Origin of the sequence: Roseicella sp. DB1501 (assembly GCF_013112485.1) — a bacterium.
Classification (GTDB): Bacteria; Pseudomonadota; Alphaproteobacteria; order Acetobacterales; family Acetobacteraceae; genus Paracraurococcus.
Genome location: NZ_JABFHG010000013.1, coordinates 84,376 through 97,444, shown reverse-complemented (window position 1 = coordinate 97,444; position 13,069 = coordinate 84,376). Strand labels below are relative to the sequence as shown.

Sequence of the window (13,069 nt, the reverse complement as noted above, 5' to 3'; positions counted from 1 at the left end):
AGTGTCCTGATCTCGAGGTCCTGCAGACTTCGCCATAATGGCCACTAGCCTATTGTTTTCGGAGCATCTTCATCCGTTCGAGTGGTGCCATTCGAACGGGATCTGCTTCAAGGCGGCCTGCCCGCTGCCCGGCCGAGGAGGCGCCATGACGACCAATCCCGACGCGGATGCCGCCTGCTTCTGGAACAGTCCGATGACCCGGGCTTGGGCGACCGAGCATGCCCGCGTCGACGCGCTCTTCGCCGGGGTGCTGGAGCGCGCCCTCGAGGCCGCGGCGCCGCGGCTGGGCGAGCGCGTCATCGACATCGGCTGCGGCAGCGGCACGTCCGTCCTGGCGCTCGCCGAGCGGGTGGGGGCCGAGGGGCAGGTCCTCGGCCTCGACCTGGCGCGGGAGTCGATTGCCGTGGCGCAGCGCCGCCTTACGGCTGCGGGCCATCGCCAGGCCAGGGCGGAGGTCGGCGATGCCGCAAGCTACCCGCTGCCGGCCGGCGGCTTCGACCTGCTCTTCTCCCGCTTCGGCGTGATGTTCTTCCCCGACCCGGTCGCCGCCTTCCGGCATCTGCATGCCGCCCTGCGGCCCGGCGGGCGGCTCTGCGCCACCGCCTTCCAGGCGCCGACGGCGAATCCCTGGACCAGCGCCCCGGCCGCCGCCCTCCGCCCTCTCCTCCCGCCCCAGCCGCCGGCGCAATCGGACGCGCCCGGCCAGTTCGGCTGGGCCCGCGCCGGGCGCCCGGCCGAGATCCTGGAGGGTGCCGGCTTCCGCGAGGTGCGGGTCACGCCGCAGGAACTGGGCTTCCGGCTCGGCCCGGACGCGGCGACCGCGGCCCGCACCGCCATGACCTTCGGCGCGGTCGCCCGGGCGCTGTTCGAGGCCGATGCCGCCACCCGCGCCACGGCGCAGATGGCGCTCGAGACCTTCTTCGCCGGGCATCAGGGCCCGGATGGGGTGGTGATGCCGGCGGCGATCTGGATCGTCACGGCCCAAGCCTGACCCGGCGGGCCTGGCAGTACCGGCTCAGATCCGCTCCTCGCGCGGCCGGTTCACCTCGCAGCGCCAGCGGCTGAGGGTGAAGGCCGGATGCTCCGAGATCCATCGCGCCGCCAGGATCTGCCCCTGGGTGGCGCAGGCCACCACGGACTGGACCGCGAGCATCGGCCGTTCCTCGTGGCATTGCGCCGGCACGGCGGTGAGGCAGACGACCATCACGAGCTCGATCATCGCCTTGGATCCCTTTCCGGGATGCGGCCCCGGCGGGCGGCATCGGTTGCGGAGGGCTCCTTCCCATCCCGGCCGAGACTCGCGGGCGGACCCTCCATGCAGCAAGGCACGCGGCTGGCGTCGGGGAGGCGGCGGCCGTCGCTCAGCCGGCGGCGCCGAGGGTCCAATGGCCCTCGAACCGCCGGTCGCGGTTGTCGAGGGCGACAACGCGCAACTCGCCGCCTGGCTCGCCATCCAGGGTGAAGCCGAAGGTCGGGTTCTCGGCAATGGAAATCTCGGACTCGATTCGCAGCAGCTCGGCGCCGGCATAGGTGATGCGCAACGCCCGCACGTATTCGGCCGGGATCGAGAGCCGGGTGAGCTGGTCGATCTGCAGGCCCGAGGTGTTGGGATGGCTGACCGCCACCTGCACCGGCACCGCGCGGCCCGGCGCCGGCGGGCCCTCCGGCAGGGTCATGCGCATCCGCCCCATGCGCTGCCGCGCCGCCTCGAGATCGCCGGCGATCGGGGCCGAGCAGCCGCCGGCCGCCTTCACGAAGCGCGTCGTCTCCAGCAGCCGCCCATCCGACGTCTCGGCGACCGCGTGCAGGTTCGTATAAGCATCGACGCGGATGCGCGCGGTCAGGGCCCGCAGCGCCCCCGGCCGGCCGGCCCGGAAGACGGCGGCGAGCGGCAGCGGGTTCTCGTCCACGGTGAGGTAGATCGCGCGCACCGCCGGGGCCGCCTCCGCCGAGAGGGCGATGGCGATCGGCACCAGCGCCGCATCCTGCGCCCGCGCCGGCGCCGTGAGCTCCAGCGCCGCGCCGGCCGGCAGGGTGGGCCGGTTGCCGAGGATCGCCTGCTTCAGGTCGCGCCAGCGCTCGGCCCGGCGGGGCGCCTCCGCCGGCTCGATCCCCTGCGCCCGCGCCAGGCCGGGTGGGGCCAGGAGGGGCGTGGCCAGGAGGGGCGCGATCAGGAGGGCGGATCGGCGGCGAAGGGCGAGAGGCATGGCGGCTACTCCCATTCCAGTTCGCGATAGGCCGCGGTGACGTTGCGGCCATGATAGGCCTCGGCGAGGCGCCAGGCCCGGGATTCCGCCACAGCGACCCGGCCCGGCGCCTCAGCGATGCCGATGCCGGCCCGGAGGGCGGCGCGGGTGCCGTCACGCAGCGCGACGAGGTAGCGGGTCAGCGCCTCGGCCGCCTCCAGCCAGACGGCGGCGGGCGGGCCATGGCCCGGCACCGCGCGCGCCGCCGGCATCGCGCGCAGCCGCTCCAGCACCGCGAGCCAGCCGAGCAGGCTGCCCTCCAGCGCCGGGATGCGGTCGATGAAGAGCAGGTCGCCGGTCCAGAGGCTGCGCGTCGCGGCGTCGAGCACGGTGAGGTCCTGGTCGGTATGCGCCGGCGGATGCGCCTGCAGCAGCACTTCCCGGCCGCCGAGATCGAGCGACAGCCGGTCCTGCACCAGCCGCGTCGGTGCCAGCGCGCCGCTGCCGACCGCTGCCGCGCCCATGGCGCGCTCGAGCATGCGGAGATCGTAGGGGCCGCGCTGCGCCAGGGCGAGGGGAAGCCTGGCATGGCCGATCACCTCTGCCCCGCACTCGGCGAAGGCGGCGGCGCCCATGACATGGTCGGGATGCGCATGGGTGAGGATCAGGTGGCGGATCGGCCGGCGCGTCACGGCCGCCACCGCCGCGCGCAGCCGCTGGCCATGCGCGAGGCTGCCGCCGGGATCCACCACCGCGACCGCCTCGGCGCCGAGGATGAAGCCGGTATTGGCGATGGCGTCGAGATTCTCGGCCGAGGCCTCCTCGTCGACACCGGGCAGGACGAAGACGCCGTCCGCCACCTCGACGACCGGCGCGGCGGGCCGGGCGGCGACGAGCGGCAAAGCGAGGCCGAGCCGCAGGCCCTGCCGCCGCGTCAGCCTCGCCGGACGCCGCGCCGCCATCCGGCCCGTTCCATGCGCGCGCTTCCCATGCGTCCGTTCCCCAGGCGCGCGCTCATGGAAAGCATTGCAGCGTCGCCTCGGCCTGGGCCCGCCGCAAGGCCTCGATGGTGGCCCGGACCTGTGGGACGTCGCGGAACTCGGCGCCCCGCTCGCCGAGATTGCCGGCCTGCATGCGCAGCGCGGTGTCGGCGGCCTCGTAGCTATCGTAGGGCAGCTTCGCAGCGATGGCGTCGATGCTGCAGGCGCAGCGCTCCAGCGCCAGCCTTGTATTGCCGTTCGCGGCCATGCAGCCGAGCACGTAATCCGCCCGGGCCACGGTCGGGTAGTCATAGGCCAGGGCGGGCATGGCTGCGGGTATGGCAGGCAGTAGTAGGACGAGGAGCAGCGGCGCCTTCATGGCGTTGCCTCCATTGGTTCCGCATGGGCGAAGACGATCTCCTCGCGGAAGGCGGGATGGTCGTCGCCGGCCGGGACCTCGCTGCCGATCGACCGGAGCCAGCCGGGGACCGCCTCGGCGAGCACGAAGCGGAGGCGCATCGCCTGGTAGCGCCGGGCGCGCGGCTCGCCGCCGAAGGGCTGCAGCAACACCTCGGTCGCCGGCACTTCGCCTCCCTCGAAGGGCAGCGTGATGCGCTGCACCGTCGCGGCATCGACGAAAGCCTGCCGGATGCGGGTGCGGAACCACACTGTCGAGCCGCCAGTCGCGGCGCTCAACTCGCGCGCATCGCGATCGAGGGTGAAGAGCAGCAGCGGGTTGCCGCGGAATCCCCGCGCCACCGGATAGTGCATGACGCGCGGGCCGGTGAGGAATTCCGGCTCGACGTCGAAGCGTCCCGCATCCTGGCTCGCCCGCACGGCCAGCCGGATCGTGTCGCGCACCGGCGCCCTTCCCGCCTCCTCGCGCAGGAAATCGTAGTCGAGCCGGAGCGGCGCGTGAAGGCCGGCGAGATGCGGTGTCTCGAACAGCAGGCGCTGGGCCGGCGAGAGGGGTGGCGGCGGCTCGTCCGCCGCGGTGAGCAGCGGCGCCGTCGCTGCAAGGGCCGCCAGCCGGCGACGTCCGATCATCCGGTCCTCCTCGGTCCCGCGATGCCCTGGCCACGGCTTCGCAGCGGCCCGCGCAGATCATTGTGCACAGCAGCAATCCCGGAAGCCGCGCCATGTTGTCCCATTATAGGCGGTCGAACATCCCGGACCATGGGAGGAGTCCTCCCGAATTCCGCGGTGGTGTTTCCCGCGAGTTGTCGAAGTCGTGCGCGGAACCGGTGCTGCTGGACGCTTGTCGGATGTCGAGGCAGCACAATTAGCACCCAAGCGGGAGGCGAAGCCCGCCCTTCGCCCGGCAGCGGGGGCTGCCGGAGGGTGGAACAATTGTGCGGCCGTGCCCTGCGGGTCGCCGGTTGATGGAGGAACGACAAGATGTTGCGACGCACAGCCCTTGCGATCGCGCTGGCTTTCTCGGCCACCGCCGGGTCCACGGTGGCCTCGGCCAATGATGAGTTGCTGAAGCTGCAGAAGGACCCCAACCAGTGGGTCATGGCCAACGGCAACTACGCGTCGTGGCGCTACAGCCCGTTGAACCAGATCACCCGCGAGAATGTCGGCCAGCTGCGGCCCGCCTGGCAGTTCTCCACCGGGGTGCTGCGCGGCCATGAGGGTGGCCCGCTGGTGATCGGCGACGTGATGTACATCCACACGCCCTTCCCCAACCGGGTCTTCGCCCTCGATCTCAACAATCCCGGTCGGGTGATCTGGCGCTACGAGCCGACGCAGGATCCGAGCGTCATCGGCGTGATGTGCTGCGACACGGTCAATCGCGGCCCGGCCTATGCCGACGGCAAGATCATCCTCAGCCAGGCCGACACCACCCTGGTGGCCCTCGACGCCAAGACCGGCAAGGAGGTCTGGAAGGTCAAGAACGGCGATCCGGCGAAGGGCGAGACCTCGACCATGTCGCCGCTGGTCGTCGGCGACAAGGTGATGGTCGGCATCTCGGGCGGCGAGTTCGGCGTGCGCGCGCATGTCACGGCCTACAACCTGAAGGACGGCAAGCTGGTCTGGCGCGCCTATTCGGTGGGGCCGGACAGCGACATCCTCTTCGACCCGCAGAAGACCACCGAGATGGGCAAGCCGGTCGGCGCCAACAGCTCGCTCAAGACCTGGGAGGGCGACGAGTGGAAGATCGGCGGCGGCGGCACCTGGGGCTGGATCAGCTATGACCCGGAGCTGAACCTCATCTACTACGGCTCCGGCAATCCCGGCACCTGGAACCCGTCGCAGCGGCCGGGCGACAACAAGTGGTCGATGACGATCTTCGCCCGCGACGCCAACACCGGCGTGGCGCGCTGGGTGTACCAGATGACGCCGCATGACGAGTGGGACTACGACGGCGTCAACGAGATGATCCTCGCCGACAATGTCGAGGTCGGCGGTCAGCGCGTCGCCAAGACCCTGGTCCATCTCGACCGCAACGGCTTCGGCTATACGCTGAACCGCGAGAACGGCGAGCTGCTGGTCGCGCAGAAATACGATCCCGTCGTCAATTGGGCGTCCCATGTCGACATGAAGACCGGGCGGCCGCAGGTGGTGCGGGAGTTCTCCACCGGCAGCGGCGGCGAGGACAACAACACCCAGAACATCTGCCCGGCGGCGCTCGGCAGCAAGGACCAGCAGCCGGCCTCCTACTCGCCGAAGACCGGCATGTTCTACGTGCCGACCAACCATGTCTGCATGGACTACGAGCCGTTCCGCGTCTCCTACACTGCGGGCCAGCCTTATGTCGGCGCGACGCTGTCCATGTACCCGCCGAAGGGCGAGGACCATATGGGCAACTTCATCGCCTGGGATGCCGGCAAGGGGAAGATCGTCTGGTCGAAGCCCGAGCGCTTCTCGGTCTGGTCCGGCGCGCTGGCGACGGCCGGTGACATCGTCTTCTACGGCACGCTCGAAGGCTATCTGAAGGCCGTTGACGTGAAGGACGGCAAGGAGCTGTTCAGCTACCGCACGCCGTCCGGCATCATCGGCAACGTCAACACCTTCACCCACAAGGGCAAGCAATATATCGGGGTGTTGTCCGGCGTCGGCGGCTGGGCCGGCATCGGCATGGCGGCCGGTCTCGGCGGCGACAATGAGGGGCTCGGCGCGGTCGGCGCCTACAAGGCGCTGTCCGACTACACCCAGCTCGGCGGCGTGCTGACCGTCTTCGCCTTGCCGAACTGAGCCGGACCGGCTGCCATGATACCCGAGGCCGGTCCCTCCGGGGGCCGGCCTCCCAGGAGCGTCCTGATGAAAATTTCGCTTGTCTCCGCCTGCGTCCTCGCCGCGGCCCTGGCCGGGCCCGCCCGCGCTGCCAACGATGCGAAGGACGATTACGAGCGGCCCTATCACGTCGAGGACGGCAAGGTCGACCAATCCGTCTACAACGGCTACCGGCGTTACGGGAATTCCTGCCTGCAATGCCATGGCCCGGACGGGCTGGGCAGCAGCTACGCGCCGAATCTGACTGAATCCCTGAAGCACATGACGCATGAGCAGTTCTCGGACACCGTCATCAACGGCCGGCAGAACGTCACTGCCTCGCAGCAGAACGTCATGCCCTCCTTCGGCCATGTCGAGGACGTGGTCATGTATCTCGATGACATCTACGCCTATCTGAAGGCGCGGTCCGACGGCGTCCTTGGCCGCGGGCGGCCGGAGCGGATGCTGAAGAAATGAGGCGGTCGGCGGGATGCCTCCTCGCCCTTGGCGTCGTCCTCAGCCTGGCGACGCCGCCCGCCGCGGCGCAGACCGGTGACCTGGTGGCGACGGACGCGCTGCGCGTCTGCGCCGACCCGGCCAACCTCCCCTTCTCGAACGAGCGCGGCGAGGGCTTCGAGAACCGCATCGCGGCACTGCTTGCGGGGGCGCTCGGCCGCCGGCTGGACTATGTCTACTTCCCGCAGGTGCAGGGCTTCGTGCGCAACACGCTGCGCGCCGGGCGCTGCGATCTCGTCATCGGGACGGTGGCGGGCGACGAGATGCTGCAGAACACCAACCCCTACTACCACACCACCTATGTCATCGCCTTCCGGCGCGACCAGCCGGTGCCGGAGCGGCTCGACGACCCGGCGATGAAGACGCTGCGGCTCGGCGCCATCGCCCGCACGCCGCCAACTGACCTGCTGCTGCGCAACGGGCTGATCGGCAACACCCGCTTCTTCCCGCTGGCCGTCGACACCCGGCACGAGGCCCCAGGCGCCGACCTGCTGCGCGCGGTCGCGGCGGGCGAGCTCGACGCGGCCCTCATCTGGGGGCCGATCGCGGGCTACCAGATCAAGGTGAAGGGCCTGCCGCTGGCGCTGCGCGCCTTGCCGACCGAGCCGGGCGTGGCCCGCATGGACTACCGCATCACCATGGGGGTGCGCGGCCAGGACACCGAATGGCGCCGCCGCATCAACGCGGTGATCCGCGAGCATCAGGGCGAGATCGACGGCATCCTGCGCGACTACGGCGTGCCGCTGCTCGATGCCGAGGGCAAGTTGCAGGCGCCGTGACCCGGCGCCGGTCCCTCCTCGCCGCCGTCCTGCTCGGCGCCGGGCCGGCGCCGCCGCAGGGCTACCGGATGCAGGACTACCGGGCGCCGACGCCGGAGACGGTGCCGGGCGGCCGGGCCATCGACACGGCCGAGGCGGCGCTGCTCTTCGAGCGACAGGGCGCCGTCTGGATCGACGTGCTGGCCGCGCCGCGGCGGCCGGAGGGGCTGCCGCCTGGAACGCTCTGGCGACCGAGCCCGCGCCTCGGCATCCCGGGCAGCCTCTGGCTGCCCGAGGTCGGCCGCGGCGCGCCGGCGCCGGAGACCGAGGCCTGGTTCCAGCGCATGCTCGAGCAGGCGACGGATGGCGACCGCGAGCGACCGGTCGTCTTCTACTGCCTCGCCGATTGCTGGATGAGCTGGAACGCGGCGAAGCGGGCCGCCGCCTGGGGCTGGCGGCGGGTGCTGTGGTACCGCGACGGCACGGATGGCTGGGAGGCGGCGGGGCTGCCGACCGAGGTGCTGCACCCGGCGCCCGGCTGGCAGTGACCCGATCGGCCCGGGGTCAGTCCTGCGGCATCGCCGCCTGCAAGGCCCGCGCATAGGCGCCGAGCCGCCCCTCCAGCCGCACCGGCACCTCGCAGGCATAGTGCAGCGTCCGCTCGGCATCGCCGTAGGTCTTGGCGGCGAAGAAGCGACGCCGCTCCAGCTCGTCGTGCGTCGCGGCCGGCGCCGTGCGCAGCTCCGCCTCCAGCGCGCGGACCCGCTCGGCCAGGTCGCGCTGGCGGCGGGCGAAACGACGGATCTGGTCGATGACGCCGTCGCGTTGCCGGTTGGTCTCATCCATCAGGCCGAGGAAGGCGAGCGGCAGCAGGCGGCGCCGGGCCGCGGCATCGAGCGGCGCCGAGAAATCGCGGATCGCCGCGACCCCCTGCTCGGCCTCGACCGGCCGCGGGGCGATCCGCCCGACCAGCGCCGCCACCTCGGGCACGCCCTGCCAGTCGCCGCCCGGCACCTCCGGCCAGAGCGCCGCCGCGCCGATCTCGGGCACGTAGCGCTGCACGCAGGGCCAGTCCGCATCGGGCTTCGGCTGCGCCGCGACGGCGGCCGGCAAGAGGCACCAGGCGATCGCCCAGCGGCGCCAGGTCACGGCTTCACCACGACGCCCCAGGGCGCCTGCCCGACCGGGACGCTGCGCGTGACCCGCATCGCCTCGATATCGACCACGGAGAGGTCGTTGCTGACGCCGTTGGTCGTGTAGAGCTTCGAGCCATCCGCCGAGAGGGCGAGGTTCCAGACCCGCTGCCCGACCAGCAGCATGCGCTGCACCTCGCGCGTCGCGACATCGACCACCGCGACCCGGTTGGCGGGGCCGAGGGTGACGAAGAGCTTGCTGGCATCGGCCGAGAAGGCCATGCCCACGGGCTGGATCGCCTCGCGCGGCACGCCCGGGATGCTGAAGCTCACCTGCCCCACCACCTTCCAGTCATCGGCGCTGATCAGCGAGAGGGTGCCGCCAATCTCGGACGAGACCCAGAAGCGCTTGCCGTCCGGCTGCCAGAGCGCGTAGCGCGGCCGGGCGCCGACCAGGACATTGGCGATGATCTTGCCGCTGCCGGCATCGATGACATGCGCCATGTTGGTGGTCTCGGAGGTGTTGACCACGTAGCGCCCGTCCGGGCTGAGGCCCATCCCCTCCGGCTCGACGCCGACCGGGATCTCCTGCAGCACCACGCCGCGCTCCACATCCACCACCGTGACGAGGTTGTCATCCTCGTTGGCGACATAGAGCCGGCGGCCATCGGGATGCAGCGCGGCGCGCTCGGGGTCGGAGCCGCTCGGCAGGCGGCGGACCACCTTCCAGCTCGTCGTGTCGACGACATCGACCCGATCGCTGTCGCCGGCGCAGACATAGAGGAAGCGCCCGTCCTTCGAGAGGACGATGCCGCGCGGGCGCTCGCCCACCTTCACCGTCTGCACCACCTTCAGCGTCTCGCCGTCGAGCACGCTGATCGTGTTGTCCTTCTCGTTGGACACCATGATGGTCTCCGCCCGCGCCCCGTTGCCGGCCAGAAGGGCGCCGGCGAGGAGCAGGGCGGCGGGCAGGGTCAGGATGCGTGGCATTGCGTCTCCGGCCGGTCGGCGCCGAGGGTGTCGAGTTCCGAGGTGCGGTGCTGGAAGCCCGGTTGCGGCGAGACGGAGACCAGCGAGCGAGGCCCGGCCAGCAGGATCGGCTGGCGGAGCTGGTTGTCCCAGTCGCGGAAGGAGAGCTTGGCCCCCTTGAAGCCGGCGACCTCGAATGCCGGGCTGCGCAGATAGGCAATGACCTTCTCCGGCTCCGTCGACTGGCTGCGCACCGCCGCCTCGCCGATCGCGCGCAGCGCCAGCCAGGCGGCCTGGTCGAGCGGCGTCATTACCCGCCCGGCCTGGGCGCGGAAGCGCCGCTGCAGCTGGGTGGCGCCCCATTGCTCGTGCACCGGCGACCAGATGGTCGGCACCAGCCCCTGTGTGCCGGCGACCGGCCGCGGATCGGTGGTGCGCCAGGCGAGGCTCTCGCCCCAGTCATCGGTCTCGTCGGCGACCACGAGGATGTCGTAGCCCGGCGCCCCTTGCGTGAAGCGCGCCGCCTCGGCGGCGATCGACATATGGCCGGTATCGGTGCGCTGCGCGCCGGGGTCGTGGGTCCAGGGCTTGTCGGCCACGATGCGCAGCCCGAATTTCTTCGCCGCGCGCCGCATCGCCTCGGCATAGAGCCGGTCGCCCGGGCCCGGCCCGGCGGCGAGGAAGAGGTTGCGCCAGCGCTTCACCGCCAGGTACTGCGCCAGCGCGTCGGTCAGCATGGCGCGGCTCGGCAGCACGTGGAACAGGTTGCGGCGGCAGGCTTCGTTGCGCAGCGCATCGTCCGGCGCGCCGACGTTGAGCAGCACCGCCTGCGGCTCGGCGGCCGCCTGCAGCAGCATGTCGGCCGGCAGGTCGGCGACGATCAGGCGGATGCCCTTGCCGAGCATGTCGCGCAGCGCCGGCATCACCTCCTCGGCCGCCTCGGTGCGATGCTCCTCCAGCGTGAAGCGTTGGCCGGTGAAGCGGCCGGTCGTCGCATTGTCCTTCAGGCCGAGGCGCGCGCCCTGCAGTCCCTCATCCTGCGGCGGCGGCTCGATCAATGTCGAGGGCAGCTGCCGCGGCAGCTTGAGGGCGAGGTAGCCGATGGCCAGCGCCGGCGCCTCCTCCGCCGCAGCGACCGTCGGCAGCGCCGCGGCGAGCAGAGCGGAGGCCAGCAGGGCCCGACGACCGGAAGGGCGCAAGACCGCCACGTTATTTCCTCCCATGGCCCGGCATCCGGCCGGCCCTCCACGCGTATCCCACCGCAGGACCGGAGGGAACCGAGACCGGATGCGCCCGACACGTCGCGCGGCCTGGCTGCCGCTCCTCCTGCTCCTCGCCCCGCCGGCGCGGGCCGGTGAGAGCATCGTAGTCTTCGATCCGGAGTTGCGCGACACCTCGGGCGAGGGCGAGCGGCCGGACCAGCAACAGCGCCTTGGCATGATCGGCGCGCTGCTGCGTCAGGGGCTTGCCGAGTCCGGCCGCTACAGCCTCGTCGATCCCGCGCCGCAGCGCGCCCGGCTGGCCCAGGGGCCCGCGCTCGGCAGCTGCGGCGCCTGCGCGGCCGAGGCGGCCAGGGCCCTCGGCGCGCAGCTCGCCCTGGTCACGGTGGTGCACAAGGTGAGCAACTTGATCCTCTATTTCAGCATCACCATGCTCGACGCCGCCTCCGAAGCGGAGCGCGCCGTCTGGCGCGCCGATATCCGCGGCAACACCGATGAGAGCTGGCGCCACGGCATCGCCTGGATGCTGCGCCACCGGATCCTGGCGGAGCCAGGTCCGGGGCGCTGAGCCGGGCAAGGCGCTATTTCTGCGTGGCGAGATAGGCGATGATGTTCTGCCGCTCGGCCTCGTCCTTGATGCCGGCCAGGATCATCCGGTTGCCGGGGACCAGGGCCTTGGGGTCGGCCAGATAGGCGTCGAGCGTCGCCTCGTCCCAGGTCTTGCCGGCATTCTTCATCGCCGGGGAATAGTTGAAATTCGCCACCTGCCCGGAAGGCCGCCCGACCACGCCATGCAACGAGGGGCCGACCTTGTTCTGCCCCTCGGCCACGGAGTGGCAGACGGTGCAGCGACGCGCGAAGGCCGTCTTGCCGGCATCGGCGTCGCCAGCGGCCCAGGCCGCCGCCGGCAGCCCCGCGATCACCACCACGAGCATCGTCATCGAACGCATTCACGATCCTCCCCTGTCAGGCTTTGGGTCAGCGAAGGCAATCTGGGGTCGTTTCACCAGATAGGAGTCCGCTGGTCACGGAAAGCTGTTTGCGCCAGCGTCCCGTCGGCCGCCAAATTGGCGGACCATCCAACATGAATAATCCTCCACGGAGCGCCGGCGCATGAAAGCGAAGACCGTCCTCGAGACCATCGGCGGCACGCCGCATATCCGCATCAACCGCCTGTTCGGCGATGCCGAGGTCTGGGTGAAGTCCGAACGGCAGAATCCCGGCGGCTCGATCAAGGACCGCATCGCCCTCGCCATGGTCGAGGCGGCGGAGCGCGAGGGGCGGCTGCGCCCTGGCGGCACGATCATCGAGCCGACCTCGGGCAATACCGGCATCGGCCTCGCCCTCGTCGCCGCGGTGAAGGGCTACAAGCTGGTGCTCGTCATGCCGGAGAGCATGTCCATCGAGCGGCGGCGGCTGATGCAGGCCTATGGCGCGAGCTTCGACCTGACCCCGCGCGAGAAGGGCATGAAGGGCGCGATCGAGCGCGCGCAGGAGCTGGCCGCGCAGACGCCGGGCGCCTGGGTGCCGCAGCAATTCGAGAATCCGGCGAATATCGAGGTGCATGTGCGCACCACGGCGCAGGAGATCCTGCGCGACTTCCCCGAGGGTCTCGACGTGCTGATCACCGGCGTCGGCACCGGCGGCCACATCACCGGCTGCGCCCAGGTGCTGAAGCAGGCCTGGAAGGGGCTGAAGGTCTTCGCCGTCGAGCCCTCGGCCTCGCCGGTCATCTCCGGCGGCGCGCCCTCGCCGCATCCGATCCAGGGCATCGGCGCCGGCTTCGTGCCGAAGAACCTGCATACCGACCTGCTGGACGGGGTGATCCAGGTCTCGGGCGACGACGCCAAGGCCTATGCCCGGCGCTCGGCGACCGAGGAGGGGCTGCTGGTCGGCATCTCCTCCGGCGCCACCCTGGCGGCGATTGCGCAAAAGCTGCCGGAGTTGCCCGCCGGATCGCGCGTGCTTGGCTTCAACTACGACACCGGCGAGCGCTACCTCTCGGTGCCGGACTTCCTGCCGGGCTAGCTCCCCGCAAAGCCGCTTCGCGGCATTGCGGGGTTCCCGGGAGTCTCCGCCTGCCCAAGGCGC

The 13,069-nt window shown here is 71.3% G+C and carries 16 protein-coding genes; 7 read left to right on the top strand and 9 right to left on the bottom strand.

Annotation, left to right across the window (positions count from 1 at the left end):
• The first annotated feature begins 145 nt into the window (after positions 1-145).
• Positions 146-991 (top strand): class I SAM-dependent methyltransferase, encoded by an 846-nt coding sequence (locus HJG45_RS22375; protein ID WP_171615239.1) that lies wholly within the window; start codon positions 146-148, stop codon positions 989-991.
• A 24-nt stretch (positions 992-1,015) separates the two neighbouring features.
• Here the strand turns inward: HJG45_RS22375 and HJG45_RS22370 are convergent, their stop codons facing one another.
• The 5 genes from HJG45_RS22370 to HJG45_RS22350 all read right to left on the bottom strand — a co-directional run bounded on the left by HJG45_RS22370 (position 1,016) and on the right by HJG45_RS22350 (position 4,213).
• On the bottom strand, positions 1,016-1,219 hold the full coding sequence (locus HJG45_RS22370; protein WP_171615237.1) for a hypothetical protein: 204 nt from the start codon (positions 1,217-1,219) through the stop codon (positions 1,016-1,018).
• 142 nt (positions 1,220-1,361) lie between these two features.
• The gene (locus tag HJG45_RS22365; protein WP_171615235.1) at positions 1,362-2,207 is read right to left on the bottom strand and encodes a quinoprotein dehydrogenase-associated SoxYZ-like carrier; all 846 of its coding nucleotides are present in this window, start codon (positions 2,205-2,207) and stop codon (positions 1,362-1,364) included.
• 5 nt (positions 2,208-2,212) lie between these two features.
• Positions 2,213-3,148, bottom strand: a complete 936-nt coding sequence (locus tag HJG45_RS22360; protein ID WP_171615233.1) for a quinoprotein relay system zinc metallohydrolase 2 — start codon at positions 3,146-3,148, stop codon at positions 2,213-2,215.
• 52 nt (positions 3,149-3,200) lie between these two features.
• The gene (locus HJG45_RS22355) at positions 3,201-3,545 is read right to left on the bottom strand and encodes a hypothetical protein (RefSeq protein WP_171615231.1); all 345 of its coding nucleotides are present in this window, start codon (positions 3,543-3,545) and stop codon (positions 3,201-3,203) included.
• Complete coding sequence (locus HJG45_RS22350; RefSeq protein WP_171615229.1) at positions 3,542-4,213, bottom strand: hypothetical protein; 672 nt, start codon at positions 4,211-4,213, stop codon at positions 3,542-3,544. The genes HJG45_RS22355 and HJG45_RS22350 overlap by 4 nt, the downstream gene beginning before the upstream one ends.
• Before the next feature lie 351 nt (positions 4,214-4,564).
• Here HJG45_RS22350 and HJG45_RS22345 point away from each other — a divergent pair, with 351 nt between their 5' ends.
• The 4 genes from HJG45_RS22345 (at position 4,565) to HJG45_RS22330 (ending at position 8,204) form a co-directional block, all read left to right on the top strand.
• Entirely contained in the window at positions 4,565-6,364 is a 1,800-nt protein-coding gene (locus HJG45_RS22345) for a methanol/ethanol family PQQ-dependent dehydrogenase (protein WP_171615228.1), read from the top strand.
• A gap of 66 nt (positions 6,365-6,430) precedes the next feature.
• Entirely contained in the window at positions 6,431-6,859 is a 429-nt protein-coding gene (locus HJG45_RS22340; protein WP_171615226.1) for a cytochrome c, read from the top strand.
• Positions 6,856-7,677: a substrate-binding domain-containing protein gene (locus HJG45_RS22335; protein WP_171615224.1), complete on the top strand. Its 822-nt coding sequence runs from the start codon at positions 6,856-6,858 to the stop codon at positions 7,675-7,677. The genes HJG45_RS22340 and HJG45_RS22335 overlap by 4 nt, the downstream gene beginning before the upstream one ends.
• Positions 7,674-8,204: a PQQ-dependent catabolism-associated CXXCW motif protein gene (locus HJG45_RS22330; RefSeq protein ID WP_368040656.1), complete on the top strand. Its 531-nt coding sequence runs from the start codon at positions 7,674-7,676 to the stop codon at positions 8,202-8,204. The genes HJG45_RS22335 and HJG45_RS22330 overlap by 4 nt, the downstream gene beginning before the upstream one ends.
• 16 nt (positions 8,205-8,220) lie before the next feature.
• On the opposite strand, the gene HJG45_RS22325 is transcribed toward HJG45_RS22330, so the two are convergent.
• The 3 genes from HJG45_RS22325 to HJG45_RS22315 are packed head-to-tail and all read right to left on the bottom strand — an operon-like array spanning position 8,221 to position 10,966.
• Entirely contained in the window at positions 8,221-8,805 is a 585-nt protein-coding gene (locus HJG45_RS22325; RefSeq protein WP_171615220.1) for a hypothetical protein, read from the bottom strand.
• Positions 8,802-9,779 (bottom strand): PQQ-dependent catabolism-associated beta-propeller protein, encoded by a 978-nt coding sequence (locus HJG45_RS22320; protein WP_171615218.1) that lies wholly within the window; start codon positions 9,777-9,779, stop codon positions 8,802-8,804. The genes HJG45_RS22325 and HJG45_RS22320 overlap by 4 nt, the downstream gene beginning before the upstream one ends.
• Positions 9,764-10,966 (bottom strand): ABC transporter substrate-binding protein, encoded by a 1,203-nt coding sequence (locus tag HJG45_RS22315; RefSeq protein WP_368040655.1) that lies wholly within the window; start codon positions 10,964-10,966, stop codon positions 9,764-9,766. Before HJG45_RS22315 ends, HJG45_RS22320 begins: the two co-directional genes overlap by 16 nt.
• Before the next feature lie 79 nt (positions 10,967-11,045).
• On the opposite strand from HJG45_RS22315, the gene HJG45_RS22310 reads away from it, so the two are divergent.
• On the top strand, positions 11,046-11,546 hold the full coding sequence (locus HJG45_RS22310; protein ID WP_171615214.1) for a DUF3280 domain-containing protein: 501 nt from the start codon (positions 11,046-11,048) through the stop codon (positions 11,544-11,546).
• 13 nt (positions 11,547-11,559) lie between these two features.
• On the opposite strand, the gene HJG45_RS22305 is transcribed toward HJG45_RS22310, so the two are convergent.
• Positions 11,560-11,928 carry a cytochrome c family protein gene (locus HJG45_RS22305; protein ID WP_171615212.1) on the bottom strand — a complete coding sequence of 123 codons (369 nt, stop codon included), beginning with the start codon at positions 11,926-11,928 and terminating at the stop codon, positions 11,560-11,562.
• 163 nt (positions 11,929-12,091) lie between these two features.
• Between HJG45_RS22305 and cysK the strand changes: the two genes are divergently transcribed.
• A complete protein-coding gene (cysK, locus tag HJG45_RS22300) occupies positions 12,092-13,006 on the top strand; it encodes a cysteine synthase A (RefSeq protein WP_171615210.1) in 915 nt (304 codons plus the stop codon).
• The last annotated feature ends 63 nt before the right edge of the window (positions 13,007-13,069 follow it).

Coding starts and splice junctions, on each gene's coding strand:
- HJG45_RS22375 (WP_171615239.1), top strand. CDS start 146: ATGACGACCAATCCCGACGCGGATGCCGCCTGCTTCTGGAACAGTCCG.
- HJG45_RS22370 (WP_171615237.1), bottom strand. CDS start 1,219: ATGATCGAGCTCGTGATGGTCGTCTGCCTCACCGCCGTGCCGGCGCAA.
- HJG45_RS22365 (WP_171615235.1), bottom strand. CDS start 2,207: ATGCCTCTCGCCCTTCGCCGCCGATCCGCCCTCCTGATCGCGCCCCTC.
- HJG45_RS22360 (WP_171615233.1), bottom strand. CDS start 3,148: ATGGCGGCGCGGCGTCCGGCGAGGCTGACGCGGCGGCAGGGCCTGCGG.
- HJG45_RS22355 (WP_171615231.1), bottom strand. CDS start 3,545: ATGAAGGCGCCGCTGCTCCTCGTCCTACTACTGCCTGCCATACCCGCA.
- HJG45_RS22350 (WP_171615229.1), bottom strand. CDS start 4,213: ATGATCGGACGTCGCCGGCTGGCGGCCCTTGCAGCGACGGCGCCGCTG.
- HJG45_RS22345 (WP_171615228.1), top strand. CDS start 4,565: ATGTTGCGACGCACAGCCCTTGCGATCGCGCTGGCTTTCTCGGCCACC.
- HJG45_RS22340 (WP_171615226.1), top strand. CDS start 6,431: ATGAAAATTTCGCTTGTCTCCGCCTGCGTCCTCGCCGCGGCCCTGGCC.
- HJG45_RS22335 (WP_171615224.1), top strand. CDS start 6,856: ATGAGGCGGTCGGCGGGATGCCTCCTCGCCCTTGGCGTCGTCCTCAGC.
- HJG45_RS22320 (WP_171615218.1), bottom strand. CDS start 9,779: ATGCCACGCATCCTGACCCTGCCCGCCGCCCTGCTCCTCGCCGGCGCC.
- HJG45_RS22310 (WP_171615214.1), top strand. CDS start 11,046: ATGCGCCCGACACGTCGCGCGGCCTGGCTGCCGCTCCTCCTGCTCCTC.
- HJG45_RS22305 (WP_171615212.1), bottom strand. CDS start 11,928: ATGCGTTCGATGACGATGCTCGTGGTGGTGATCGCGGGGCTGCCGGCG.
- cysK (WP_171615210.1), top strand. CDS start 12,092: ATGAAAGCGAAGACCGTCCTCGAGACCATCGGCGGCACGCCGCATATC.